This window comes from Rothia sp. HMSC065D02 (assembly GCF_001815285.1).
Lineage (GTDB): Bacteria > Actinomycetota > Actinomycetes > Actinomycetales > Micrococcaceae > Rothia > Rothia dentocariosa.
Window position 1 is genome coordinate 1 of record NZ_KV820063.1, and the last position, 25,550, is coordinate 25,550.

The following is a 25,550-nucleotide window of genomic DNA, read 5'->3' on the forward strand; positions in this document are numbered from 1 at the left end:
GAATTTACCCCGTTCACGGGGTAGAGGAAGTCAAGCCATGAGTGACGTTATCTCGCAGGAATCTTTCGACGAGCTCGCCCTCTATTTCAACAGGGGAGGGCACCTGCTTACCCGGATGCGCGCCGCATCGCCGCCGAACGCGCCCGCATCCTCTGCGCCCACGGGCTCGATGCACTCCGGCAGTACACGCACCGCACCGGGATGACTGTGCACTACTACGTGGCACCCTACGATACGAGCGACCTGCTGCGAACGGGTGCGAGTGCGCTCGCGCTCACCGGGGCTCGGCACGAGCTTTCAGGGATAAAAACCCCTCTAATAGACGCCTACATTCTGCCCAGCGACCTCACAAAATTTGCCCCGAATTGGGGTTTGGAACCTGCCCCTCCCGAGCAGGCGAACGTGATTCTGCGCGAGGTTTCCACCCTTCCGCGGGTGCTGCGCCTGCACGTGGCGGCAGACTTGCTGCACGTCTGCGATATTGGCGCGGTGGATGAGCGTGCACAAGAGGCGGCCGAACGCATTATGAAAGAATTATGCCGCCCAAGCGACCGATAGAATTCTTGGTTTAACCTGAGCCAGCCCGCGCCGTCTCTGAGTAAGAGGGCGCGGGCTGGCTCGCATTCAAACGCGTTGTCTGCGTGTATAGGTGCGCTGAATTGGGTCTACCTGAAAGTAAACCTATGCGAAGAATACCAGGAAAAACGGGTGAAATTGTATATCTGCAGCCGTGAAATTTCTGACGTTTTCGAGTGCATATCTACACCCCCATAGGTGTGTAAAAAAGGCTCTTTTTGAATAAAGCGTAGTTTTCCGCCGCTTCTCTTCAAAAAGAGCCTTTTTACACCCGGGATTTCAGTAAACGCTAGTGCGTGAGACCGTTGATAATACCCATGCCGAAGTAGATAACGAACACCGCCGACACCACGTACATGAGCCAGTGCACCTCGCGCCCGCGGCCCTGAACCAGGCGGATAAAGGCGTAGGAGACGAACCCTGCACCAATACCGTTGGCGATCGAGTATGACAGCGGCATGAAAATAATGGTCATAAACGCGGGGATACCCAGACCCCAGTCTTGCCAGTCGATATGCACAGCCTGGCGCACCATCAGGAACCCAACAACCACCAGAGCGGGGGCGACTGCCTCAAAGGGAACGATCGTCACTAGCGGCGAGGCGATAATCGCCACCAGGAACAACACGCCGGTTACGATATTCGCCAGACCCGTGCGGGCACCCTCACCAATACCGGTTGCCGACTCCACAAAAATCTGGTTCGCAGAGCCGGATGCGCCGCCGCCGACCACGGAACCGACCGCATCCACGAGCAGCACCTCGTTAATGTTCTCGACCTTGCCGTCCTTATCGATGGTGCCCGCTTCGGTTGCTAAGCCCACCGAAACGCCCATGGCATCGAAGAAGACCGAGAGCAGAATAGCGAACACCAGCAAGGATGCGCCCAGCACGCCGATAGCACCGAACGCGCCGAATCGTGCAGACCCGATAAGTGAGAAATCGGGGGCTGAGAAGGAAAAATTATTGAGCGCGGGAACGTTGAGCGACCAGCCGGTCGGATTTCCCTTACCGCTGCCGATATGGAAAACAGCCTCTAGGATGATAGACAGCGCGGTAGAAGCCACCACACCAATGAGGATAGCACCGCGCACATTGCGAATAAACAGGGCGATTGTGAGGAAAAGACCGAAAATAAACACGAGAGTTGGCCAGCCAAGTAGGTGACCACCCACGCCGAACGAGACGGGAACGGTGGTTCCTGCGGCATCCGGCATGCGGCGGATAATCCCGGAATCAACCAGTCCGATAAAGGCGATAAAGAAGCCGATTCCCGCCACAATTGCGGTTTTGAGGCTCTCGGGGACCGCCTCGAAAACTGCGGTGCGGAAGCCGGTGAGGACCAGCACGGTCATAATAAGACCGGCGATAATCACCAAGCCCATAATATCTGCCCACGTCAGCCCGGGGGTGGTTGCGATCGTGGACGCCAGCAGTGCGTTGACGCCCAGTCCCGCCGCCATCGCGAAAGGCTGTTTAGCAATAACGCCCATGAGGATAGTCATCACGCCGGCGACGAGTGCGGTGACCGCGGCAACCTGCGGCACGCCAAGGGTATTTCCCGCCGAGTCTGCGCCGGTGCCGATCACCAGGGGGTTGAGGACGACGATGTAGCTCATAGCGAAGAACGCGGCGAGACCGCCACGAATCTCGGCTGAAATAGATGAGCCTCGTTCAGTGATTTTGAAGTAACGGTCCAGTGCGCCGCCCGATGCGTTGGGCTTGTGTGCCTGGGGAGCCGCGGTGTTCTCAGAAGACATTCGTGAAAATCCGTAGATACTCTCGTAGGATGCGTGCGCGGGTTTGCGCCGCAATAAGAAAAGCGCCCAACCCTTATGGTGGGTGTGACGCTTTTGTTACCACATTATTCTATGACGTTTAACCCTCAATGCGCTACTGACAGGAAATTCTCAGGTCTTTAGCGGGGTGCAGGGATGTATATCCGCCTTAAGGGGTAAAAATGGGTGATAAAAAGAGCCTTGATCGTGATTGAAGTTTTCACGATCAAGGCTCTTTTTACGATGGGAGGGGGAGAGAGAAAGATGCTCTAACGCATCCACCCCTCAACCAGGCCCATTCCGAAATGCACCGCAAACACCGCCGAAACCACGTACATGAGCCAGTGCACCTCGCGTCCGCGACCGGTCGCCACACGGATAACCGTGTACGAAATAAACCCGGCACCAATACCGTGCGCAATCGAATACGACAGCGGCATGATGACGATCGTCAAGAAGGCCGAAATTCCCAGGGCAAGATCGTTCCAATCAACATTAACCGCCTGGCGCACCATCAGGAACCCGACGAACACCATTGCGGGGGCGACCGCCTCAAAGGGGACAATCGTCACCAGGGGAGAGAGGAAAATAGCGCCTAGGAAGAGCACACCTGTCACCACATTTGCCAGACCTGTGCGGGCACCCGCGCCAATACCGGTTGCCGACTCCACGAATACCTGGTTGGTTGAGGTTGAGGTGCCGCCACCGGCGACCGCGCCCAGCGCATCTACCAGAAGCAGACGGTCGATGTCTTCGATCTTGCCGTCTTCATCGATAGAACCGGCTTCGACCGCCATACCCATGATGGAGCCCATCACATCGAAAAACGCCGAAATGAGGATGGTAAACACCAGCAGAATTGAGGCCATTGCACCCAAAGAACTGAAGGCGCCGAAAAGATCTGCGGAGAACAGAAGCGAAAAATCGGGTAGACCAAAACCGCTGCCGTCCCAGGTGGGTACATTGAGCGACCAGCCAAGCAGGTTAGCCTGCACGCTGCCGGAGGGGGCGACCGCCTCCAGAATAAGCGAAAGTGCCGTGGATGCGAGCATGCCGTAGAGAATAGCGCCGCGCACCTGACGAACATACAGAATAATGGTCAGGAACAGACCCACAATGAACACGAGAGTGGGCCAGCCGAGCAGATGCCCGTGAACACCGAACACGACAGGGGTTGAGCCGGTCTCTGCACGGCGAATAATTCCGGCGTTCACCAGCCCAACAAAGGCGATAAAGAGCCCGATACCCACCACGATTGCGGTTTTCAGGCTTTCGGGCACGGCGTCGAAAACGGCGGTGCGGAAACCGGTCAGCACGAGGGCGGTCATGAGCACGCCCGCCCACACGACCAACCCCATAATCTGCGGCCAGGTGAGGTTAGGAGTCGTGGCTATCGTAGTCGCCAGCAGCGCGTTCACGCCCAGTCCCGCCGCCATCGCGAAGGGGTGTTTGGCGTAAACGCCTAGAAGAATGGTCATCACGCCTGCAACAAGCGCGGTCATGGCGGCAACCTGCGGCACGCCGAGGGAACGTCCGGATGAATCGGGCGTGAGGCCGAGAATAAGCGGGTTGAGCACCACAATATAACTCATGGCGAAGAAGGTCGCTAAACCGCCGCGAATTTCGGTGCTGATAGTTGAGCCACGCTCGGTAATGTTGAAGTAACGGTCCAGTGTGCCGCCCGAACTGCTGGGTTTAGGCGTCTGGGGAGCCGCGGTGTTCTCAGAAGACATTCGTGAAAATCCGTAGATACTCTCGTAGGGCGCGCAACCGCCGGTTGGGGATGCGCATAAGAAAAGCGCCAGCCGTGGGGCGTGACGCTCTTGTTACTACAACATTCTAGGGGGAATAACCCGTAAAAGGCTACTTCTTTGCGTCTGCGCATGATGGTCGCTTTTAGGCGGTAAGTTTTCCATGAGGGCACCACCCGCGCTGTAGGCGAAACCCCATCGGCACACGCTCACAACACTGCTAAGATAAGGATTACCTAAGGATGATATGTGCCGCCTGGGAATTGGCGCTGGGCGCGCATCCTGAAGCATGAAGAAGGTTGTTATGAGTGAGTATCCAGCCGCAGAATCTCTGCCCGTTCGTCAGCGTTCCACGGTCAGTACCGACCGCCCGGCACGTTATATTAAACAGCTTGGCTCACATATGGGTCGCAAAATTAGTACCGAGGAAATTCCTGGTGGATTGCGCTTAATCTTTAATCGCGACGGTATCTTTCGTGGGTATGGCGATCTGGTAGCCGATGATGCGAACCATGCGCTCATCATGGAGGTTCGTGCCGAAGACGACGAGAAAGCACAGAGCCTTGCAGGCGTGCTGGAGCGTCACCTTGTGCGTTTTGGCGAGCGCGAAGAACTAGTCGTGGAATTCCACGCGGTCTAACCCCTGTATTCATTCTGCGAGCAGGTAGGATTTCGCCGAAAAGGTAGGATTTTCCTACCTGTTCGTGCCAAAAGCCACCTGCTCGCGGGCTAATAAAACTCACCGAGACTGCATCGGTGGGTTTTATTGCGTTTTATGACGGAAAAATATTTTAAGAAACTTTACCCTACAAATATACAGGTCAGGAGAAAATAACTATTAGGGTTTTTGTGGCTTTATGTGGTGTTCTATAGACTTTCGGGTTGCGCTGCAACCGCCTCACCGGCGAACCGGATGCGGAATACCCCGTCGAGAGTCGTAAAGTCGCTGCGGCTTAGCTGACAACCGTTATAAAGTTCAGGATGCTCATGCTTCGCTTGACAAGGGGTCCCGCATCGCCTGGGGGCGATGCACCCTTAGGCGCTCGCTATGAGCATCCTGAACTTTTAGTGTGTTCTCGTAACGCAGGCGACGAATTTTGTGCTCGCACACATATTCCGAAGTCGTGACAGGAATATTAATGATGGAGCCTTCAAAATCCTTGGGATAAAAACATGAAAAATGTGTCTTTTGAGTGGTTCAGCTCATGTTTTCTGCGTTTGCTCAGGCATGACCGCTAAAATAAGCAAGGATGTTAAGGCTAAGCTCGCCCTATGGGTGAACTTTGAAAGGAAAAATACGTGTCTGAAGCTGCACGCCCGTTGCGCGTTGCCGTTATAGGTGCGGGTCCTGCGGGTATCTACGCCGCCGATCTGCTCACCAAATCTGAGGAAGTACGCTCTGGAGCCGTTGAGGTTTCTATCGACATTTTTGACCGTTACCCCGCGCCCTTCGGGCTCATTCGTTACGGTGTGGCGCCCGATCACCCGCGCATCAAGGGCATTATCACCGCCCTACATAAGGTACTTGACCGCGGTGATATTCGATTCTTCGGCAATGTCGAATACGGTAAGGATTTGAACCTTGCCGACCTGCGCGAGCATTATGACGCCATTATCTTTGCGACCGGCGCTATTTACGATGCGCCCCTGCCTATTAAGGGCATCGACCTGGACGGTTCCTATGGTGCTGCCGACTTCGTCTCGTGGTATGACGGTCACCCCGATTACCCGCGCACCTGGCCGCTAAACGCGAAGGAAATCGCGGTGCTAGGTAACGGCAACGTGGCGTTGGATATTGCGCGTGTGCTCTCTAAGCACGCCGATGATCTGCTCGTCACCGAAATTCCCGAGAATGTGTACGAAGGGCTGAAATCTTCGCCCGTGACCGATGTGCACGTCTTTGGCCGTCGCGGCCCCGCGCAGATCAAGTTCACCCCCTTGGAGCTGCGCGAGCTCTCTCATTCCCGCGATGTCGATATTGTGCTCTACGAAGAGGACTTCGAGTTCGACGAGGCTTCGGACGAAGCTATTCAGACGAATAACCAGGTTAAGACCATGATGAAGACCCTCACCACCTGGCTTACCGACCAGGAGGAGGGCGAGCAGACAGCATCGCGCCGCCTGCACCTGCACTTCCTGCAGTCCCCGCACGAGATTCTGGGTGAGGACGGCAAGGTTGTGGGTATCCGCATGGAACGCAATAAGCTTGACGGTAAGGGCGGTATCGAGGGCACCGGCGAGTTCGTGGACTACCCCGTGCAGGCCGTGTACCGCGCGATCGGCTACTTCGGATCTGAGCTGCCCGAGGTTGGTTATGACGCTGATAAGGGCGTGATTACTAACGTTGAGGGCCGTGTGGTCGATGAAAATGGCGAGCACGTGCCCGGTCTGTACGCTACCGGGTGGATTAAGCGCGGACCGGTAGGTCTGATTGGCTCCACGAAGGGCGATGCGCTTGAAACCATCACCCACCTGTTGGAGGATCGCGAGAATCTGTACACCGCTCCCGAACCGGATGCTGACACCTTCAGCGATTACCTGGATTCTAAGGGCATTCGCTATACCACCTGGGAAGGCTGGCACCGTCTGGACGGTCACGAAAAGGCGCTCGGTGCGGCATCACAGGATGCGAAGGGTGAGCCGCGTGAGCGTGTGAAGGTTGTTGACCGTGATGAGATGATTCGTATTTCGCGCGGCGAGTAATAGCTGTACGCAGCGATTTTCTGCGGTACATGAGCCGCAATGAAGAATCCCCGCCGGGTCTTCGGCACAGCCCGAAACCGGCGGGGATTTCTTGTATCAAAATCATAGTGTGCGCGTGCGCGCGGCATATTTTACGCCTTTTTGCTGAACCTGTGTAGGGGATGCGCGGCACTTACCCGGTCATTTCGCGCTGTTTGCGGGGGTTATTCAGAAAAATTTTGAGAAATTTCTGGTGACTATAAAATACGTTCTGACTAGTAGCTATGTAGGTGAGCAGGGTATCTTAGAAGGGGGAGTGTGGCGGGTATGAAGAAGTTTTTGAAGAATCCGGCTTGCACGGCTTAAAAATCTGTCATAGACTAGTTGAGGTTCGAACGACGGGACGAAAAAGAACCCGTTCGCATCGACTAGGCCCCCATCGTCTAGCGGCCTAGGACGCCGCCCTTTCACGGCGGTAGCACGGGTTCAAATCCCGTTGGGGGTACTTGCAAATCCTCAGATTTGCAAAGCCATGTTGAAGAAGCAGATTATACCCCTGCCGAATCCAACAAGGCCCCGTAGCGCAGTTGGTTAGCGCGCCGCCCTGTCACGGCGGAGGTCGCGGGTTCAAGTCCCGTCGGGGTCGCTCTGGCCGCGTGATTCAGGTGAAGAAATTCATCACGAAGACGCGGTCGTTGCGTATCTGCTTCGATGCGCAAGGCTCTGTAGCTCAGTTGGTAGAGCGTGCGACTGAAAATCGTAAGGTCACCGGATCGACGCCGGTCGGAGCCACAATCCGCCCTCCAGGCTTCTACAGTGGGGGCGGATTTTTTCTTTAACCGCGCCCTGCTCTCAAGCCTGCGTATTCTATGTCTTGCGCATTATCTTTTGTGCGCCCGCAGCCTTTTTTCTGCTAAAAGAGCCTTGATTTCAAGAAAGAGTATTTTTCGCCGCTTTCTTGAAATCAAGGCTCTTTTTACACCGGAGAAGAGGAGAACAGTAGCTGGCAGAGTGATAAACACGCCGGTTCGTTTCAATTTCCTGGAATTTCCGTTAGGGTGGAGACGTTGTGTTATTTGCACAACGTCTGTACACACGGCGGCAAAAACCGGCGCATACGGAAGAGATCGAATGCCAGCATCCACTCCCCAAGACACCATACCGTCGAACTCCGCGCAGGCAACACACACTGCGGGAATCGAATTCTCCCAAGTCACCAAGCGCTACGGCGCTAACACCGTGGTCAATAACCTAACTCTGAGCATCCCCGCCGGTGAAACCACTGTTTTCGTCGGTTCCTCAGGATGCGGTAAAACCACCACCCTGCGCATGATCAACCGCATGGTCGAGCCACAGGAAGGCACGATCACCATCGGCGGTCAAAATATCGCAGACCAAGACCCCTACAAGCTGCGTCGGTCCATCGGGTACGTCATGCAAAGCGGCGGGCTGCTGCCGCATCGTACCGTGCTTGAGAACGTTATGACCGTGCCCCTGTTGAACGGCACCCCCAAACCGCAAGCGAAAGAACGTGCTCTTGACCTTCTGGGTACCGTGGGTTTGGATGCGTCCCTAGCGCAGCGCTACCCGGCCCAGCTTTCCGGCGGGCAGGCCCAACGTGTGGGAGTCGCGCGGGCGCTCGCCGCGGATGCCTCTATTTTGCTTATGGACGAGCCATTTTCTGCGGTCGATCCGATCGTGCGCACCGAACTGCAGGAAGAACTTTTGCGTCTGCAGGGCGAGCTGCATAAGACCATTGTTTTCGTAACCCACGATATTGATGAGGCTCTATTCCTTGGCGATAATATTGCGGTCTTCGCCCCCGGCGGCAAGCTTGCTCAGTACGGAGCTCCCGAAGAGATCTTGACGAATCCCGCTAATGATTTTGTGGAATCTTTCGTTAGCCAGTCCGTGGGTGCCTTGCTGCCTGCCGATGTGATGCGCCAGGTGCGGTATATTCGCCGCGAACGCTACCGCCGCACACGCGAAGCCGCAGTATCGGGCGAGGGCGCCGCGTCGACCTCTGGGCGGGGATAGTATGAACCTTTTGTTGGCAGATTCGATGCACTGGGACTGGTTGGGAAATAACATCCAGCGCGTCCTTGATTTGACCCTCAATCACCTGTATCAGGGCATTATTCCGGTACTTGTGGGGACCGCCCTGTCGATTCCGGTGGCGCGGTATGCGAGTCGCCGCCGCGCGCGGGAAGACGGAGCAAAAACCTACCGGAGTGGTGCACACGCCCTGGTGCACGGCTTCGGGCTGCTCTACACAATCCCGTCGATCGCGCTCTTCGTGCTCATGCCTCTTATTCTGGGGACCAGCATTATTTCGCCGGTGAACGTGCTTGTGGCGCTCACGATCTACACGATGGCGCTGATGGTGCGTTCCGGGGTAGACGCTTTTAACGCGGTTCCCGAGCATGTGGTGGAGTCATCGCGCGCCCTGGGGTACACCCCGGCTCGTGCATTTTTCACGGTGGAATTACCGCTCGCTTTGCCCGTGCTTTTTGCCGGTATTCGCGTGGCGACGGTGGCGAATATTGCGATGGTATCTGTGGGTGCGGTTATTGGTGTTTCTTCGCTCGGCACGCTTTTTACCGACGGACTGGCGCGTAGTATCCCCGCCGAGCTTATCACGGGCGTGGTGCTCAGCGCCGCCTTAGCCTACCTCGCCGATGCGCTTCTTGCCCTCACGGCACGGCGCCTGACCGCCTGGAGGACCGCATGAATGTTATAGAACGCACCTTCGCTTTTCTGGGTGATGGCGCCAACTGGCAAGGGCCTCAGGGCATTTTTGCGCGCACCATTGAGCATCTGGGCATCACCGTGTTTGCGGTTGCGATTGCCCTAGTGATTGCCGTGCCTTTGGGTCTGTGGGCTGGGCATACACGCCGCGGCGGGCACGCTCTGCTGGGGTTTACCGCCGCTTTGCGCGCTCTGCCCGCCCTGGGTTTGCTGACTCTGCTGGCTCTCTGGTTTGGTGTTAACGCAATTCCGCCGCTCGTGGTGCTCGTGATTATCGCGGTGGCGCCCCTGCTGGCGCACACCCTCGAAGCCGTGACCGGTATTGACCCGGATGTGGTGGATGCGGCACGCGCCCAAGGCATGACCGAAGGGCAGATTCTTCGCCGGGTTGAGATTCCTCTGGGTCTTCCGGTGTTTATGGGCGGTCTGCGCAGCGCGGTGCTGCAGGTGATCGCGACGGCGACTATTGCCGCCTACATTAATGGGAATAACCTGGGCCGGTACCTTTTCGATGGGCTCGCGGTGCGGGACTATCCGCGTATGCTCGTGGCAACCCTGCTGGTAGCGGTGCTCGCCTTCGTGGTGGATGCGCTCATGGCCCTAACACAGCGGGCCGTGACCCCCGTGCCCCTGCGGGGTGGAGGCGGGCGCGGCGGCGCATCCAAACATCATGGGCAACCGAAACACGAGAGCGCACTGGATGCAGCAAACTCGCACACGGAAGGGGCGCACGCATGAGCCTGGTGCATCGCCGAAACACGAACGATCGTTCTTTTCTATCCGAAAAGAGCGCGAAAAACCTTGGAACGGCGGAGACTGGAATGGCACGCGGCGTTACCAGGCGGCGGGCATTGGGTGTCGTTGGTGCCCTTGGGACGTTAGGAGCGTTGAGCGCCTGCGGGCTGAGTGGCGAAAACGTTTTCGGCGGTGAACACGACGGTATTATCGTGGGGTCAGCAGCGTTCGCAGAGTCGCAGATTCTCGCCGAAATATACTCCCAAGCGCTAAATAAAAACGGGTTTAAATCGAGCACCCAGCTGGGGATTGGCGCGCGTGAAGCCTACCTGGGGGCGCTTACCTCCGGGGCTATCGACGTGGTTCCCGAATACTCGGGCAACCTGCTGTTGTATCTTGACGAGAATTCCACAGCGCAGACTAAACAAGAGATTCTGCAGGCGCTCGGTGGGGTGCTGGATAAAAACCTCAAGGCTCTGGACGCCTCGCAGGCGGAAAATAAAGATACCCTAGTCGTTACCCAGCAGACCGCCCAAAAATACAATCTGCACACCCTGGATGATATGGCGAAGGTCTGTACCGAACTGAAGATTGGTGCCGCTCCCGAATTTGCCGAACGCGCCTACGGAATTCCAGGGCTCAAAGATAAATACAGGTGCGTTCCGGCGGAATTCGTCTCGCTTGCGGATGGGGGAGGGGCACTCACCGTCAAAGCCCTGCAGGATAACACCGTGCAGGTTGTAGATTTGTACTCGACCACCCCGGCAATTACGCAGAACAATTTTGTGATGCTCGAAGACCCGAAAAACATGATTCCGGCGCAGCAGGTACTCCCCATTATCAACACCAAACGGGTTCCCGAAGATGCGCAGGCGGTACTGAACCGCATCAGCGCGGTGCTGACGACCGACGATTTACGCTCGCTCAATGACGAGGTATCCGGCGATAAGAAACTGGACCCATCCACGGCAGCGGCAAATTGGCTCAAAGATAAGGGGATGTTGTAGCCTTTCTTCCTTTCTGCGCTGGGTGCTGGATACCGCTAGGTTCTGGTGCTCAGAGAATATCCGGTTGGGGCATCCATTCCTTGGAATGCAAAGTAGCTTTGATCGTGAATAAAGCGTTGGTAATCCCGCTTTATTCGCGATCAAAGCTCTTTGTGTAGGTGGTGTACTAGAGGGCACCACAACTGTATACGCACGATGAAACACGTTCAAGAATGCTCCCAAATATCCTTGACCTTCAACGTTAAAGTAGATAGCCTTGAGTGAAACTTCCGTAGTCCATGAAATGTGAATGCGTTCAAGGAACTAGAGCGCGGATACACCAGTGATCGCTGCTTATACGGAAGATGTCATGCCTGATCAAGCCTCAGTTAAAGAGGCGTGGTGCATTATGCCCATCTGCTTCGGCGCGGGCAGAGTGCGCTCGTGAGCATCACACCATCTGAAACTACACACTTCCGGGGGAGTTCCTGATGTCTGAAGAATATAAAGCCTCACAAGAAGACGTGCACTTCGATAACGGCAGAGCAGACCAGCTGATGCGTCAGCTGCGTGAAGCCTCCGAATATTTGCACACCACGGACTCCACCCAGCGTTCAGGCGCTCGCGATCAGGCGATGACCGAATTTGCCGGACCGTACGCGGACCTTTTCGCGCACAACACGGAAACTGCTCTTCGCGATGGAAAACGGCTGGGCGATGCGCTCTCCGACGCCGCCAACGAACTTCAGAAATATAAGGAGCTTGCCCGTCTAGAGCAAGAGAACCGTCAGAAGGCTCGTGATTGGGATAAGCGTGACTTTTTCCAACAGGTTGGTGATTCGTGGTCAGGTAAGAAAAAGCCAGAAACTCATTCAACCGGACCGAGTCTTCGTACGCCGCCGCCAGCGACCGAGAGCTCTTCCCAAGGGGGAGAAGGCAAAGGCGGCTCCTTCCTAGAAAACGTCTCTGACATGGTGATGGATACGCTGGATCCGGCTAGGAAAAATATTAAGGTGGGCGGTCCGGGTGTCTCAAAGACTTCCGCCATCCCCGATAATCTTGATGTCTACTTCAATCAAGCGCGCACCCTGAGTGAGGACTTGGGGAAGAAACTTGAAAGCATCCAAAAGGAATACCAGGGGTTTATGGAAAATACCTCCTGGGGTCAGTTCGATATTAGGGGTCTGCTCAAAGCAACGGGTGACTGGGCTGGCAAAAAACATGGAGGATGCATCCTTCGTACACGTGATCGCTGAGGCTTTCCGTCAGGCTGGTGCCTCTAGCAATATGGTGGCGACCTACGATAGCTTCCTGATTGAAGAAATTCTTGCGAAAGCAGGCGTTAAGGCGCAAGAACGCAAAGAACTTGATATTCCACTTGCTACGGTAGCTGGAGCTGATCTCACCTCGGGGTTCGTGAATGACCCTGTGAACGCCGCCACGGGTAACTTTATTGAGGAAGAGCTCGACCTTTCCTTCCCCGGCACTGGTTCGGGTACTTTGCGCCTGGAACGGATGTACAACAGCTTGGCGGTTACGCATCCTGATGAAATACCATCGGGTGTCTTTGGTCCCGGGTGGGCATCCACATTAGACCAGCACATGGAATTTACCGCTCAGGAAGCCCGCTGGCACACCCACGATGGTCGTATCCTCTTCTTCGCCCGCGAAGGTGAGGGGTATGCGCGATGCACCCACGAACCCTGGTGGCTGGAGAAGGTGACGATTGGGGCGGATCAGTACGAGCGTTTTACACAACTTCGTGATGAGGCATATTCCCAGGCGAAGACTGGTACCGCTGGTTCCTCGGCACCGTTCTACTGGGTGGTATCTAACGCTAAACACCATCGGATTTTCTTCACTCCTGCCGGAGATTGGGCGGGTACCGTTGAAGGGCATACGGCAAATACGGTAATTGCTTGTCGAGATGATCAGAGCCGGATTGCGGAACTTGTGCATCCGGTTACTGAACGCGGTCTTTACGTGCTCTACGACGAAGGCTCGAATGATTCGACCGCACCCCAACGTCCTGTAGCTGCTTACACCTACAACACTCGCGGCGACCACGCTGGCGAAGAGCTTGCCGTGGTGGAGTATACCTACGAAGGCGAACACTTGGTATCGGCGACCACGAACGCCGGAACCCGCGCATACTCGCATACAGACGAAGGACTAATCCGCGAAGTTACCAACGTTAACGGTCACGTTGAGGTGACAAACACCTACGATGATTCCGGACGGGTGATCCATCAGCTTACCGAATATGGGCGTGACGTCTCATACACCTACGCTCAGGGGCTGATGACTATTGTCGCTGACGCTGAAACGGGCGAGAACCCCAATATCTGGCGCAGTGATGAAAAGGGGCGCTTAGTCGCACTGTCTGCGGCGGACGGCAGCAAACAAACCATGCGATATGATTCCTGGGGCAACCGCATTAGTGTGACGGGGCGTGATGGCTCTTTGACCACACGGCGTTTTGACTCGCGCAGCCGCATAACCCGAGAACGCACCCCCGAAGGCGCGGATTACACGTATGTTTGGGATGATTATGACCGTCTGACAAGTATTTCAGTGCGGGATGCACGCGACCGGCGCAATTTGGGCGACCCGACCACGATAACCTATGAGTACGATGATACGGCGAATCCGAACCCCAGCGCGGTGACGGATGGCACCGGCGCAACCACGCGTTTTGACTGGAACGAACGTGGTAACCTCATCGCACAGATCGATCCCAGCGGTGTACGTACCGATTTCACGTATGACTCCCACGGGAATCTTGTGGCTATCACCAATGGTGCGGGCGATACTACTCGCCTTGTACGTGATGAGTTCGGGCGCGTTATCACAATTATTGATGGTCTTGGGTACGAAAATACACTGACCTACAGCAGCTCGGGCGTAGTAACCGCTATCCAGAACCCAGAAGGTGCCCGATGGAAGTTTATTTATCCGACCTTTGCTGAAAGTGACACTCCGGCGCTCGTACAGCAGGCGCAGCAACGCTACGGTGCAGAGCATACCCGCGGTTTCCTTCCCTCAGCGGTTATCGACCCCGAGGGGAATACAACCCGCTTTACCTATAACCAAGGCGGCGATATCGTATCTGTGACCGATCCTCTGGGGCGCGTAACTCGGGCGGATTACGATACCTGGGGCAACCTTGCGCGCTACGTAAACGTTTCGGGCGGCACCTGGGAGTACACCTGGGATGGGTTATCGCAGCTGAGCAGTATCACAGATCCCACGGGCGCTACTACTCGATACACCTATGACCTTGCGGGTGAAATTTCCAGTGTCACAGACCCGACCGGTGTGAAAGCAAAACGTTTTGTGCAGCGTAAAGGTGGCCTTGAACGTACTATTGCTGCTTCTGGTTCTTCGTTCAAACGGCTTGATGTGCTCGGGCGCGTAACCACCGAGGGAACACAGACCAGCCGCGGCCAAGAACATGTGGAAGACCTGGTGACCTATGATGCCGCTGGTCGTCCCGTAGAAATTTTGGATGCCTCCGGTGGCTTGACACGCATCGAACGCGATAAGGCTGGGCGCCCACTGCGTGTAGTATCTGCCGCAGGTCGTGTTGAGACTTACGAATATGATTCCGCTGGACGTACGGCAGCGCATGCCGTTGGACTAGATACTCCTAAACGCATTCCTGACGCCGAAGGGGTACTGCGCGAGGCAGAACCCACACGCTGGGCGGTCACCCGGTTTGAATATGACGCCGCATCTCAGCTTGTACGGCGTATCAACCCCGATGGCACCGAAGAAAAAACCGTCTATGATTCGTGCGGTCGTGTTATTCGTGTAGTTTCAGGTGCGCGAGTTGCCGCCTATGAGTATGACCGATGCGGTCGTATCACCTCAGTCCAAGATACAACCTACGGTCGCCGCACCTTCGCGTACGATGCTGCCGGGCAGATAGTCCGTGTGACGGATGGTCTGGGGTATCGCACCCACTTCTCATACACCGAAAACGGACAGGTGGCGCAAGTTATGGACGCTACCGGTCAGGTTACCGCCTACGAGTATGATGCTATGGACCGGGTCACCCGCGTGACACGAGGCACCGGCACATCCCACGAGATCGTGGAAGAGTACGCCTACGATGCCGCTGGCCGTCCAACTCGTTACTTCAACGGTCTTCAAGATTATGCATACGCCTATAACTACAAGCATGGCGGTAACCTCAAGAGCGCCAGCTGCAACGGTGTGTTGCTCGCCGAATACGGGCGTGAACGCGGAGAACGTGAACTATGGGTGCGTGATTATGTAACCGCACAGGAACTCGATCCTCAAGCGCCTGAAGGTTCCTACCTTGAGCATCGGTATGTGTATGATGCCCGAGGACTCCTCATCGAACGATCCCGCACGGGCGTTATTGGCGCAGAAACAACCGAGAACCTCCACAATTCTGCGGATACTGACGCGAAAGCCCAGAGCCTGAGTACTTTCGTTTCGACCGGTGCTTATACGCTTACGTTCGAATACGATGCAGACGGCTACCGCACCATGGTGGTTACCCCGTACGGCACCGAACAGACCGTTTATGACGGTGCCGGTCATGCTGTACGTCGTGAAGCATCGTCCTCTCATAACGACGAGATGACGGTTGCGGAGTATTCCTACGATGTGATGGGTCGCCTAGTGCGTGCTCAGCTGGGTGATACCCTTTCCACCTGGGAGTTTGATGGCGACTCTGGTTTGGTGTCTTCTTACACCCGCACCGCGTCTCATCACAGCGGGAAAGACGCGGAACATGCCCCTCATACGGAACGAACTGAAATTATCCGTGACCGTGAAGGCCGGATTATCGGGCTCGATACCGAAAACTCCCTGGTTATGTATTCCTATGATGCCGCTGGGCAGCTGACGGGCGCTCGCCAGGGTGAACGGGAATTTGAATGGACTTTCGACGCCGGGCTCATGGTTCGTGAACGTCTGTACCGCCGCCCCACTGAGCCTGAAACGCGGGGGAACAAACAGCAAAGCTCTGAGCGTGTTTTGCTGGGCGAACGTACGTTTAGGTATAACGAGCTCAATCAACTGGTTGAGATTATCGCTCGCGAGAGTGTGGACACTGATAATCCTCTGGAAACGGTGACAACTTACGGTTACGATGCCGCTGGGCGCCGTTCTCAGGAGACGGTAACAACAAGCCAGGGCGCCCGCCGAACACGTGAGTACTCGTGGGGCATGTGGGATTCTCTTGCCGCTGTTACGGATAACGCCGGGACAGGGCACTCGACGGAAGCATACTCTCGTGTGCGCTTGGTGACAGATGCCGTGGGCGAGCTTGCTCAGGTGACGGGGCTTGACGGTCGATCCGTGCCTTTGCTCTGGGACCCAACCGCACCGATTCCTCAGGTTTTGGGTGCCGGTTCTGTTCCTGCACCCGGTCATGACGGTGGTTTCTCGCAGGTGAGTGTTCCGGGCGGGTTTAACCCGTGGGGCGTGGGAACTCCCTCACAGCAGGAACCTTGGGGACAGGCTCCTTCCGTGGTGGAGTCTCTTCTTCCTCAAGGCTTCGCCTTCTCGGGAGCCGGTAGCGTACATGTTGCTGGTCTGGACGTCATGGGTGTGCGTACCTTCGATGCTGCATCGAAGCATTTCCTCTCGCTCGACCCGCTTGAATCGGTCCCAGGTACCGGCTGGTTTGCAGACTCGTATTCCTTTGTGGGCAATAACCCCGTGGGTCTCATGGATCCCTGGGGCATGCGGCCCGTGTCGATTGAGGAATACGATAAGTATGCGGAGCATGCTAATGAACGTTTTGTAGGAAAGCTGTTCCTGAATGCCGTGGCTGTAGTTGCTACTGTTGCCGCAGTAGCTTTCACTGGGCCAGTGGCGATTATCGCGTTGGGTGCGATTGCAGGCGCGGCTTCCGCTGCGGCCTCGGCTATGGATAAGGTTGGTCCTGATGGCGGTATCGACTGGGGTGCTGTAGGGAAGGACGCGCTTGTCGGTGGTTTGGTCGGTGGTGCTACGGCTGGTGCGACTAAAATACTCACGTTAGGCCGTGGCGGAATCCTCTGGGAGAAGGGACAGGTTGCTCAAGGAATCCAGAAATATCGTTTCCTGGCGAATAAAGCACCGGGTCGTTGGGCGAATAAGACAGTGACAAAGATTAGGGCGAAAAACTCAGATGTCCTAAAAAGGGATTTTATTGATAATCACACTACTTTTATGGGTAAGACGGGTGGAGAAGTTATTGGCAATATGACGTCTGGCGCTATTGAGGGAGCCTACGATTACAGTAAAAATGCCGGGGATGATTGGAGCGTTCGGGGCATGATGCTAAGTGCAACGACCGGCGGCATGATGAAGGGAGCCAGTGCTGGATTTAAAATGGCCCCCAACTATGTGACAAACAAGGTGAATTACACGAAGCTTCCGGGCATCAGGCATCTACCAGATGGTGGTCGTATACAGCGACTAGCGGCTTCTGGGGTCAAGAATACAACCTCCCAGATTGCAGAAATGCCCATTAACGTTGGGATGAGTTCGGTCGAAGCTCTGGCGAAGAACAGGATTTTGCAGATGGATAGGAACGATTATATGGCTCAGCACCCAGGAGATAATCCTGAAGCCCTCAATCGTGCCAAAGTTAAAGATAAGAGTGGAGCGGATCTCATGTGGGATGCAGCCGGAGCGGAAATCCAGAAACAAGGTGATTATAAAAACCTTGCGAAGAATGGTGCGAAGACCTGGAAGGACCGAAAGTCCTTTACGAGTAGTCCTACCGAGCAGGATACGAATACACCTGCTGGTGCTCCAGAGTAAGATAATAACGATAACTTAACTTCCTGTTATAGGTCGCTTGATCCTTGATTAAAGTGCTAAATATTCTATTGCGGGTAATTTGAGAAAGGAATTCCTAAATGGATAATGCGTTTTTGAGTCCTATTCTTTCCGCTTTAGGTCGTACCTTTTTGTCGAGGTATAACCGGGGTAAGAAAGTTAATGCTGAGATTCAGCGGATGCCTTTGATGATTGTGACGGCTTGGGGTATTTGGGTTTTTAGTTTTGCTTTAGCAATATTGTTTACTGGGAGCACTATTAACGGTGGTGGTACTACTTTTACCGGTGTTATGATATTCGCGGTCGGTGAGGTTGTTCTTATTCTGCTTGGTCTGTTGTTTTATGTGTGGTATCGGAATGCGTATGTGGAGATTACGCGTTCGTATGTGCGGCGGCGGAACCTGTTCAGGCTTGTGGAGGAACTTGAGTATAGGCATATTAGCGGGTACGGATATCATGATGAGCCGAATGGCGCTATTGATACTGATGGGTTGTATTTAAATGGCCCTGAAGATGAGGAGGGTTTCCCTACTCTTGGTGTTCAGCTTCACGGTGTGTGGGCTAATTATGATTATGTGTTGGGGCAGCTGGCGTTTCGCATTCTCAAGGAACGGTGGGCTAATCCTGAGTCTGATGAGGATCATGAGCAGGTTTTGGAGTATGTATCTTCGAGGCAAGCTCATCGGGTGTGCTTAGAGAATACTGGGATGGAATTCCCCGAGAACCTCAACAAGCCAGACCAAAATTCATCTGAGGAAAACTCTTCCGATGAATAGATTTGCCCCAATACAGGTAGGTTGTTGTGGATAAAGCATTTTTAGGTCCTATTATATCTGCACTAGGCAGAAGTTTTCTGTCAAAACGTAATCGAGGGAAGCCTGCGGATAAAAAGAATGTCCACCGGATGGGCTTTCTCCTTTTGGCTGCATATGGATTCTGGGTTGTTTCCCTTGCGGCATTAGTGCTATATCTGTATTTTTATTTCCGCTTCAACCGTTTTGACGGTATATGTCAGGGAATTTTAATGTCATGTCCGGTAGCAGGTCTGTTGTTTTATGTGTGGTATCGGAATGCTTATGTGAAGATTACGCGTACATATGTGTTGCGGCGTACTTTTCTCCGGTTTGTTGAAAAGGTTGAATATCGTCGTATTCGTGATTTTGGATACTATGAGCGGACGGATCGTGACAATAATTTTGAGGATGGATTATATATTGATGGTCCCTATAATGATGAAGGATATTTTGGTGAAGGGATAGAGCTTCATAGTAACTGGGTGAATATGTCGTATGTGTTGGGGCAGCTTGCGTTTCGCATTCTCAAGGAACGGTGGGCTGAGCCTGAGTCTGATGAGGATCAGAACTTGATTCAGGAGTATATTTCTTCTGGAAAAGCGCGTGAGATTTGTTTGGAGCAAAGTGGCTTTGTTTTCCCAGAGAACGATAATAGTCCATACCGGGAAAGTAAGGAGTAATTTTATAGACGCACCAGATTATCTTGCTGTCAATTCTTGCAATAAAAATGAATGAATAAAGGAATGTACGTCATGGAAGATTTTCAGCCTTCTAAAATGTCAAACGGTCTTAAAGAATATCTGTCGAAGAGTAGTCAGAAGAATGATCCAGACAACTTTAAGGAACAACGCATAAAACCTCTTGGTCTCGTGCAGTTTTTACTAAGTCTAGTTGCTATGGGTATCATGTTTTTTGCATCCTTATATAGTTCCACGAACATATATGTCTCTATTGCTATTATGTTTGTTGTTGCAATAATAGTTATTGGCGTAACTTTAATTTATTTTAATACATACGTAATGATAACCCGAAGCTTTGTTGAAACATGTACCTTCAAAGGGCATAAAAATAAGATTGAATATAAGAACATTACGGGATACAACGTCTATGATGACGGTTATGAAACCGGAATTGTTCTGCAAGGGAGCGGCAAAATAGTCAATAATGGGCGAGATATAAACTCTGTGCAGGCATCAAGCGTATGTGCCAACCTAGCCTATCTCCAAGCCCAGCTAACCTTCCGCATCCTCAATAGCCGTTGGGCTAAAGCCCACTCTGAGGACGACCAGAAACTACTTTTCGACTACATTGACTCGGGCCGGGCGCAAGAAGTGTGCATGTCCCGCGGCGGAACCGTCTTTTCCAATGCGCAGGACGACCCTGCGCCTACGCACTAATTCTTCCGGGCGCATAAAAAGAGCCTTGACGATGAATAAAGAGTTGGAAATCCCGCTTTATTCATCATCAAGGCTCTTTTGACGGTCGGAGAAACTGGAGAGGGGAGAGGAGCCTAAACGACCGGGAGTTCCGTGAGGGAGAGGCCTACCCGCAGGTCACCGAGCGCATCCGTCAGGTATTCGATGCCAGCCTCTAAGGAATCCAGCACATCTTCGCCCGCGCTAGAGACCACCACCGACGTCACGATGCGCCAGCCCGCCTTACCGTTCGATGGCACGCTGAACCTGCCTGAACCAATAGCCTGTGCTCCCTCATGGATCCCGGCGAGCGCCACTTTGCCCCGCCCGGATGCGGGCACCACGCCCACCGTAAACCCGCCCGCATAGTAGGGGCGCGCAAACCCCAGAACCGGGTCAATCGCGTGCCCATCGGCGGAGTCGTCACGAGTGAGGGAGCTCAAGAAGGTGCGTACTGCATCCAAAATCTGCCGTTGGGATGCGCCGCCCGGAACCCGCGCCACATCAATCCGCACGCTCAGAAGCAAGTCAAGGTCGGCACGTTGGAAGGTTTCGGAGGGCATGTAATCAAAACTCATGCTCCCACTTTAACTGCGTTTTAAACCGCGAGCAGGTCATTTTTTGCCGAAAAGGTAGGAAAAACACACCTGCTCGTACCAAAAACCACCTGCTCGCGCATGTAACCATACCTGTAAATGCCCGTGTAACCGAGCAATTAATCTGGCGAGCTAAGAAGAAACGATGGGCTCTTCCACGATCAAAGCCAGTGATTCGTAGGGGCGCAGTGTAACCTCAACCTCGCGGGGATCGGAGCCGGAAACACCGCTAACCTGACTGAGCGGATTCTTGTAATTACACAAAAGCACCCGTGCAGACTGCACTTCCGCTGGAACTCGTGAGCCTTCACTGCCAGCGACTGCGTCCAGAACCTCGCCCGGCATGAACTCGGCAGGAATACGCACCGCCGTCTCGTCCCCAAAGAAATTATTGAGCACCAACAGCCGCGTGCGCGTGCCTTTAGCGATATGTTCACGCAGGTACCCGAAGACCCGCTCATGGTCGAGCGCATAGGGCGCATAATTGCCTTCAGAAATCACCGGGTACTGCCCGCGCAGGCGAATCAGCTCGCGATAGTACGGCAAAATCACGCCGTCACGTTCCTCATCCGCCACCGAAATACCCGCGCCGGTTGCCGCATCCACGCTGGGCGCGGGCGCCAGCCAGGGGGCGGCGGTACCAAAACCAACCGCGCCGCAATCCCCACCGGCACCAGACTCCCACTGCATGGGAACACGCGAATTATCCCGTGCCTTGGCGCGCACAACCTCAAGCGCCTCGCCCTCCGAGAGACCCCGCGCACGCAGGGTCTTAAAAGCGTTATGAGCCTCAACATCCACGTAGTCGTCAATCGAAGAATACACCGGGTCAATCATGCCGATCTCTTCGCCCTGATAAATATAGGGAGTGCCGCGCAGCAGGTGAATCACGGTCGCCAGCATGGTCGCAGATTCCGCCCGATACCGCTGAACGTCACCAAAACGGTTGAGTGCGCGCGGCTGATCATGATTATTCCAAAACAGCGCATTCCACCCGCCGCCCGCCTGCATGCCCAGCGCCCAATCGTTGAGCAGTCCCTTCAGCTCAGCAAAGCGGAACGGCACCTTCGACCACTTCTCGCCGTCCTCATAATCCACCTTCAGATGGTGAAAACTAAACACCATATCGAGCTCGCGGTTCTCAGGGTTGGAGTAGCCCACGCAGTTCTCAATGCTCGTCGAAGACATTTCACCCACGGTCACGGTATCCCCATACCGCCCGAACGATGCGCGGTTCAGCTCCCGCAGACGCGTGTGCACGATGGGCGTATCGGTATACAGGGTCTTATCGACAACCCCGGCGGGCGCATCCTCAAGCTCCTCGGACTTGCCGATCACGTTAATGACATCGAAGCGGAACCCGCGAACACCCTTGTCATACCAGAAATTGACGACCTTATAGAGCTCCTCACGCACGGTGGGGTTGTACCAGTTCAGATCAGCCTGTGTGACGTCGTAAAGGTGCAGATAGTACAGCGGCACCCCCGATTCGTCCCGATAAACCTCACCCGCCGTATCGGTGAAAGGCGCCCAGGCCGAACCGCCAAATTTCGACTCCCAGTTCGTGGGCGGAACCACCGTGCCGTCAGGCTGAACCCGCCCCGGGCGAAGATAGAAATAATCCCAGTACTCGTGCTCGCCCGCCTGCGCCCGCCTAAACCACTCGTGCTCGATCGAAACATGGTTGAGCACCATATCAAACATGACCCCGATGCCGTGCTCCCCAAACGCGGCGATCATCTCCTCAACATCCTCCATCGTGCCCAACTCAGGGTTAATGGCGTAGTAGTCGGAAATGTCGTAGCCGTTATCATGCTGGGGCGAGGCGAAGAACGGGTTGAACCACACCATGCCCACCCCCAACGATGCCACATAGGGCACCTTCTCGATAATGCCGCAAATATCGCCGGTTGGCCGCCCGTGCGCAGAATAGAATGACTTCGGGTAGATTTGGTAGATCACGGTGTTGCGGAAGGAGGCGGGGGAGTGAGACATAGAAGATACATCCAATGGAGAAGATAAAGGGGGCGGCCGTACGAGTCTTCGTGCGCTTGCGTAGCGTTTGTTCGCTAGCTGGCGCAAATCACGCGGCGGGAGTTCTTACCCCACCAGCATAGGGGGCATAATAGACTCATTCCACGCTGCACGGGGATATAGTCTCAAGGGGGCAAATCTGCCGCAGATCCGGCATCCTTGCCCGCCCCGCGGCATAAGGTGCGCGCCGCATCCATACTCACCCTTCGGCGCGCCACAGGCACAGCTCATGACCAAGCATCACGGCATGCCAACATATGAAACCAAAGTAACCCTTCGATGATTGGGCGCACGCCTGCGCGTAGAATCTATAGATGCATCACAACGGAAGGTAAAGACATGCCCGAATTACGCTCACGCACCTCAACTCACGGTCGCAATATGGCGGGTGCCCGCGCTCTATGGCGCGCAACCGGCATGGGTGATGATGATTTCGGCAAACCGATTATTGCGATTGCCAACTCTTACACCCAGTTCGTACCCGGTCACGTGCACCTGAAAAATATGGGCGACCTGGTGGCTGGCGCTATTCGTGAGGCTGGCGGCGTGGCGAAAGAATTCAACACCATTGCGGTTGATGACGGCATTGCGATGGGCCACGACGGCATGCTCTATTCCCTGCCCTCACGCGACCTCATTGCCGACTCGGTCGAATACATGGTGAACGCTCACCGCGCGGATGCGCTCGTATGTATCTCGAACTGCGACAAGATCACCCCCGGTATGCTCTTGGCGGCAATGCGCCTGAATATCCCCACAATTTTCGTATCGGGCGGCCCTATGGAATCCGGCGAGGGCGTTGAAGGCGTTGTGGAGCACCGCCTGGATCTGGTGGATGCGATGGTCATGGCGGTAGACGATTCCGTGAGCGATACCGCGCTCGCCCAGATTGAGAAGAACGCCTGCCCCACGTGTGGTTCCTGTGCGGGCATGTTTACCGCAAACTCCATGAACTGCCTGAACGAGGCGATTGGTCTGGCGTTGCCCGGCAACGGTACCACGCTTGCGACCCAGATCGCGCGTAAAGAGCTGTTTTTGCAGGCGGGTAAGCGCATTGTTGGCCTGGCGAAGCGCTACTACGAGCAGGATGACGAGTCCGTTCTGCCGCGCTCTATTGCCACCAAGGAAGCCTTCGAGAACGCTATGGCGTTGGATGTGGCTATGGGCGGTTCCACCAATACCGTGCTGCATATTCTGGCGATTGCCCACGAGGCGCAGGTTGATTTCACCCTGGACGATATCGACCGTATTTCGCGCCATGTGCCCTGTCTGGCGAAGGTTGCACCGAACTCTACGAAGTATCACATTGAGCATGTGCACCGTGCGGGCGGTATCCCTGCGCTGCTGGGTGAGCTGGACCGTGCCGGGCTATTAAACAAGAACGTTCATTCTGTTCATGCGGATTCACTGGACGAATGGCTTGGCGAATGGGATATCCGTTCCGGTACCGCGAGCGAGCAGGCTCAAGAACTGTATCTTGCCGCACCCGGCGGGGTGCGCACCACGCAGGCGTTCTCGACCGCGAACAAGTACGAATCGCATGAGACGGACGCCGAAAACGGGTGCATTCGCGCCGTGGAGCATGCCTACACGAAAGACGGCGGTCTGGCGGTTTTGCGCGGCAATATCGCCCAGAACGGCGCGATCATCAAATCCGCCGGTATTGATGAAGAACTCTTCCACTTCGTGGGTAAGGCATTTGTGGTTGAGTCGCAGGATGAAGCCGTGTTTGAGATTCTGTCGAAGCACGTGAAACCCGGCGATATTGTGGTGATTCAGTATGAGGGTCCGAAGGGCGGCCCCGGCATGCAGGAGATGCTGTACCCCACCTCGTACCTGAAAGGTCTGGGCTTGGGCAAAAGCTGCGCGCTCATTACCGACGGGCGTTTCTCGGGCGGTACTTCGGGCATTTCGATTGGCCACGTTTCGCCGGAGGCTGCCGCCGGTGGTGCTATCGGCCTGCTGGAAACCGGCGACGAGATCGAGATCGACGTACACAACCGCATCCTGCGGGCGAATGTGCCAAACGAGGTTTTGGAGGCTCGGCGCAAGGCGAAGGGCGCCCTCCCATGGAAGCCCACCAAGCCGCGCGAACGTCAGGTCTCGAAGGCGCTGAAGGTCTACGGGATGCTCGCGGCCTCCGCCGATAAGGGCGGGGTGCGCATCCTCCCCGAGGGAATCTAGTCGCCTATTGATTGGGCATAAAAAGAGCCTTGATGTGAATAAAGCGAATTTTTCGCTGCTTTATTCACATCAAGGCTCTTTTTAGCAGAGGAGAACAGGGAGAGCAGGCGCTACATCTCGAAGATGCGAACATCCAGCTCTGCGGCGAGCAGCGGCTCCCAGGTTTTCACAGCGGCGCCGAAATGCTCGGTCGCCATATGCGCTTCGAGTGCCTGTTGTGATTCCCAACGCTCAATGAATGCGAAGGCGCGCGGTTTACCCGCAGGGGTCTCACCGGTGGCGGGGCCGAAATCGTAGCTGATATTGCCCGCATCCTTGCGCGATGCCTCGACGAGGGCGGGGGCGGATGCCAGGAATTCTTCAACGTGCTCGGGCTTGACCGAAACACCTGCATAAACACCGATCATGGTGTGCTCCTTCTCAAGGTTAGATATACCGGATAACTCCAACTCTACACCGTCGCAC

General features: G+C 55.1%; 19 protein-coding genes and 3 tRNA genes. 17 read left to right on the forward strand and 5 right to left on the reverse strand.

The window, feature by feature from the left end:
• The first annotated feature begins 37 nt into the window (after positions 1–37).
• Positions 38–205, forward strand: a complete 168-nt coding sequence (locus tag HMPREF3016_RS11195; protein WP_239661881.1) for a hypothetical protein — start codon at positions 38–40, stop codon at positions 203–205.
• 2 nt (positions 206–207) lie between these two features.
• A complete protein-coding gene (locus HMPREF3016_RS00955; protein WP_239661882.1) occupies positions 208–558 on the forward strand; it encodes a hypothetical protein in 351 nt (116 codons plus the stop codon).
• A 307-nt stretch (positions 559–865) separates the two neighbouring features.
• Here the strand turns inward: HMPREF3016_RS00955 and HMPREF3016_RS00960 are convergent, their stop codons facing one another.
• Positions 866–2,335 (reverse strand): NCS2 family permease, encoded by a 1,470-nt coding sequence (locus HMPREF3016_RS00960; protein ID WP_004006503.1) that lies wholly within the window; start codon positions 2,333–2,335, stop codon positions 866–868.
• Between the two features lie 287 nt (positions 2,336–2,622).
• The gene (locus tag HMPREF3016_RS00965; protein ID WP_070739451.1) at positions 2,623–4,086 is read right to left on the reverse strand and encodes an NCS2 family permease; all 1,464 of its coding nucleotides are present in this window, start codon (positions 4,084–4,086) and stop codon (positions 2,623–2,625) included.
• 322 nt (positions 4,087–4,408) lie between these two features.
• Between HMPREF3016_RS00965 and HMPREF3016_RS00970 the strand changes: the two genes are divergently transcribed.
• From HMPREF3016_RS00970 to HMPREF3016_RS01035, 14 genes are all read left to right on the forward strand, one after another.
• On the forward strand, positions 4,409–4,744 hold the full coding sequence (locus tag HMPREF3016_RS00970) for a DUF2218 domain-containing protein (protein WP_048780084.1): 336 nt from the start codon (positions 4,409–4,411) through the stop codon (positions 4,742–4,744).
• 659 nt (positions 4,745–5,403) lie between these two features.
• A complete protein-coding gene (locus HMPREF3016_RS00975) occupies positions 5,404–6,807 on the forward strand; it encodes an FAD-dependent oxidoreductase (protein WP_070449710.1) in 1,404 nt (467 codons plus the stop codon).
• Between the two features lie 411 nt (positions 6,808–7,218).
• Positions 7,219–7,291 (forward strand) — tRNA-Glu (locus tag HMPREF3016_RS00980).
• A gap of 67 nt (positions 7,292–7,358) precedes the next feature.
• A tRNA-Asp gene (locus HMPREF3016_RS00985) sits at positions 7,359–7,432 on the forward strand.
• A 73-nt stretch (positions 7,433–7,505) separates the two neighbouring features.
• Positions 7,506–7,578: transfer RNA gene (locus HMPREF3016_RS00990), tRNA-Phe, on the forward strand.
• A gap of 339 nt (positions 7,579–7,917) precedes the next feature.
• Positions 7,918–8,823 (forward strand): ABC transporter ATP-binding protein, encoded by a 906-nt coding sequence (locus tag HMPREF3016_RS00995; protein ID WP_070739454.1) that lies wholly within the window; start codon positions 7,918–7,920, stop codon positions 8,821–8,823.
• A gap of 1 nt (position 8,824) precedes the next feature.
• Positions 8,825–9,517, forward strand: coding sequence for an ABC transporter permease (locus HMPREF3016_RS01000; protein WP_070449705.1), 693 nt, complete (start codon positions 8,825–8,827; stop codon positions 9,515–9,517).
• Positions 9,514–10,272 (forward strand): ABC transporter permease, encoded by a 759-nt coding sequence (locus HMPREF3016_RS01005; RefSeq protein ID WP_070739457.1) that lies wholly within the window; start codon positions 9,514–9,516, stop codon positions 10,270–10,272. The genes HMPREF3016_RS01000 and HMPREF3016_RS01005 overlap by 4 nt, the downstream gene beginning before the upstream one ends.
• A gap of 83 nt (positions 10,273–10,355) precedes the next feature.
• Positions 10,356–11,276: an ABC transporter substrate-binding protein gene (locus tag HMPREF3016_RS01010; RefSeq protein ID WP_210399776.1), complete on the forward strand. Its 921-nt coding sequence runs from the start codon at positions 10,356–10,358 to the stop codon at positions 11,274–11,276.
• A 470-nt stretch (positions 11,277–11,746) separates the two neighbouring features.
• Positions 11,747–12,511: a hypothetical protein gene (locus HMPREF3016_RS01015; RefSeq protein ID WP_070739463.1), complete on the forward strand. Its 765-nt coding sequence runs from the start codon at positions 11,747–11,749 to the stop codon at positions 12,509–12,511.
• Positions 12,477–18,044 carry a DUF6531 domain-containing protein gene (locus tag HMPREF3016_RS01020; protein WP_070739466.1) on the forward strand — a complete coding sequence of 1,856 codons (5,568 nt, stop codon included), beginning with the start codon at positions 12,477–12,479 and terminating at the stop codon, positions 18,042–18,044. Before HMPREF3016_RS01015 ends, HMPREF3016_RS01020 begins: the two co-directional genes overlap by 35 nt.
• A 98-nt stretch (positions 18,045–18,142) precedes the next feature.
• Entirely contained in the window at positions 18,143–18,838 is a 696-nt protein-coding gene (locus HMPREF3016_RS01025; RefSeq protein ID WP_070627027.1) for a hypothetical protein, read from the forward strand.
• 26 nt (positions 18,839–18,864) lie between these two features.
• Complete coding sequence (locus HMPREF3016_RS01030) at positions 18,865–19,536, forward strand: hypothetical protein (RefSeq protein ID WP_141757686.1); 672 nt, start codon at positions 18,865–18,867, stop codon at positions 19,534–19,536.
• A gap of 72 nt (positions 19,537–19,608) precedes the next feature.
• The gene (locus HMPREF3016_RS01035; RefSeq protein WP_070739472.1) at positions 19,609–20,253 is read left to right on the forward strand and encodes a hypothetical protein; all 645 of its coding nucleotides are present in this window, start codon (positions 19,609–19,611) and stop codon (positions 20,251–20,253) included.
• A 113-nt stretch (positions 20,254–20,366) separates the two neighbouring features.
• On the opposite strand, the gene HMPREF3016_RS01040 is transcribed toward HMPREF3016_RS01035, so the two are convergent.
• On the reverse strand, positions 20,367–20,849 hold the full coding sequence (locus HMPREF3016_RS01040; RefSeq protein WP_070739475.1) for a hypothetical protein: 483 nt from the start codon (positions 20,847–20,849) through the stop codon (positions 20,367–20,369).
• Positions 20,850–20,999: 150 nt separating this feature from the next.
• Positions 21,000–22,862 (reverse strand): alpha,alpha-phosphotrehalase, encoded by a 1,863-nt coding sequence (locus tag HMPREF3016_RS01045; protein ID WP_070739478.1) that lies wholly within the window; start codon positions 22,860–22,862, stop codon positions 21,000–21,002.
• Between the two features lie 378 nt (positions 22,863–23,240).
• Between HMPREF3016_RS01045 and ilvD the strand changes: the two genes are divergently transcribed.
• The gene (gene ilvD / locus HMPREF3016_RS01050; RefSeq protein ID WP_070739482.1) at positions 23,241–25,085 is read left to right on the forward strand and encodes a dihydroxy-acid dehydratase; all 1,845 of its coding nucleotides are present in this window, start codon (positions 23,241–23,243) and stop codon (positions 25,083–25,085) included.
• Positions 25,086–25,195: 110 nt separating this feature from the next.
• Here the strand turns inward: ilvD and HMPREF3016_RS01055 are convergent, their stop codons facing one another.
• On the reverse strand, positions 25,196–25,492 hold the full coding sequence (locus tag HMPREF3016_RS01055; protein WP_070739485.1) for a putative quinol monooxygenase: 297 nt from the start codon (positions 25,490–25,492) through the stop codon (positions 25,196–25,198).
• Positions 25,493–25,550: the final 58 nt, after the last annotated feature.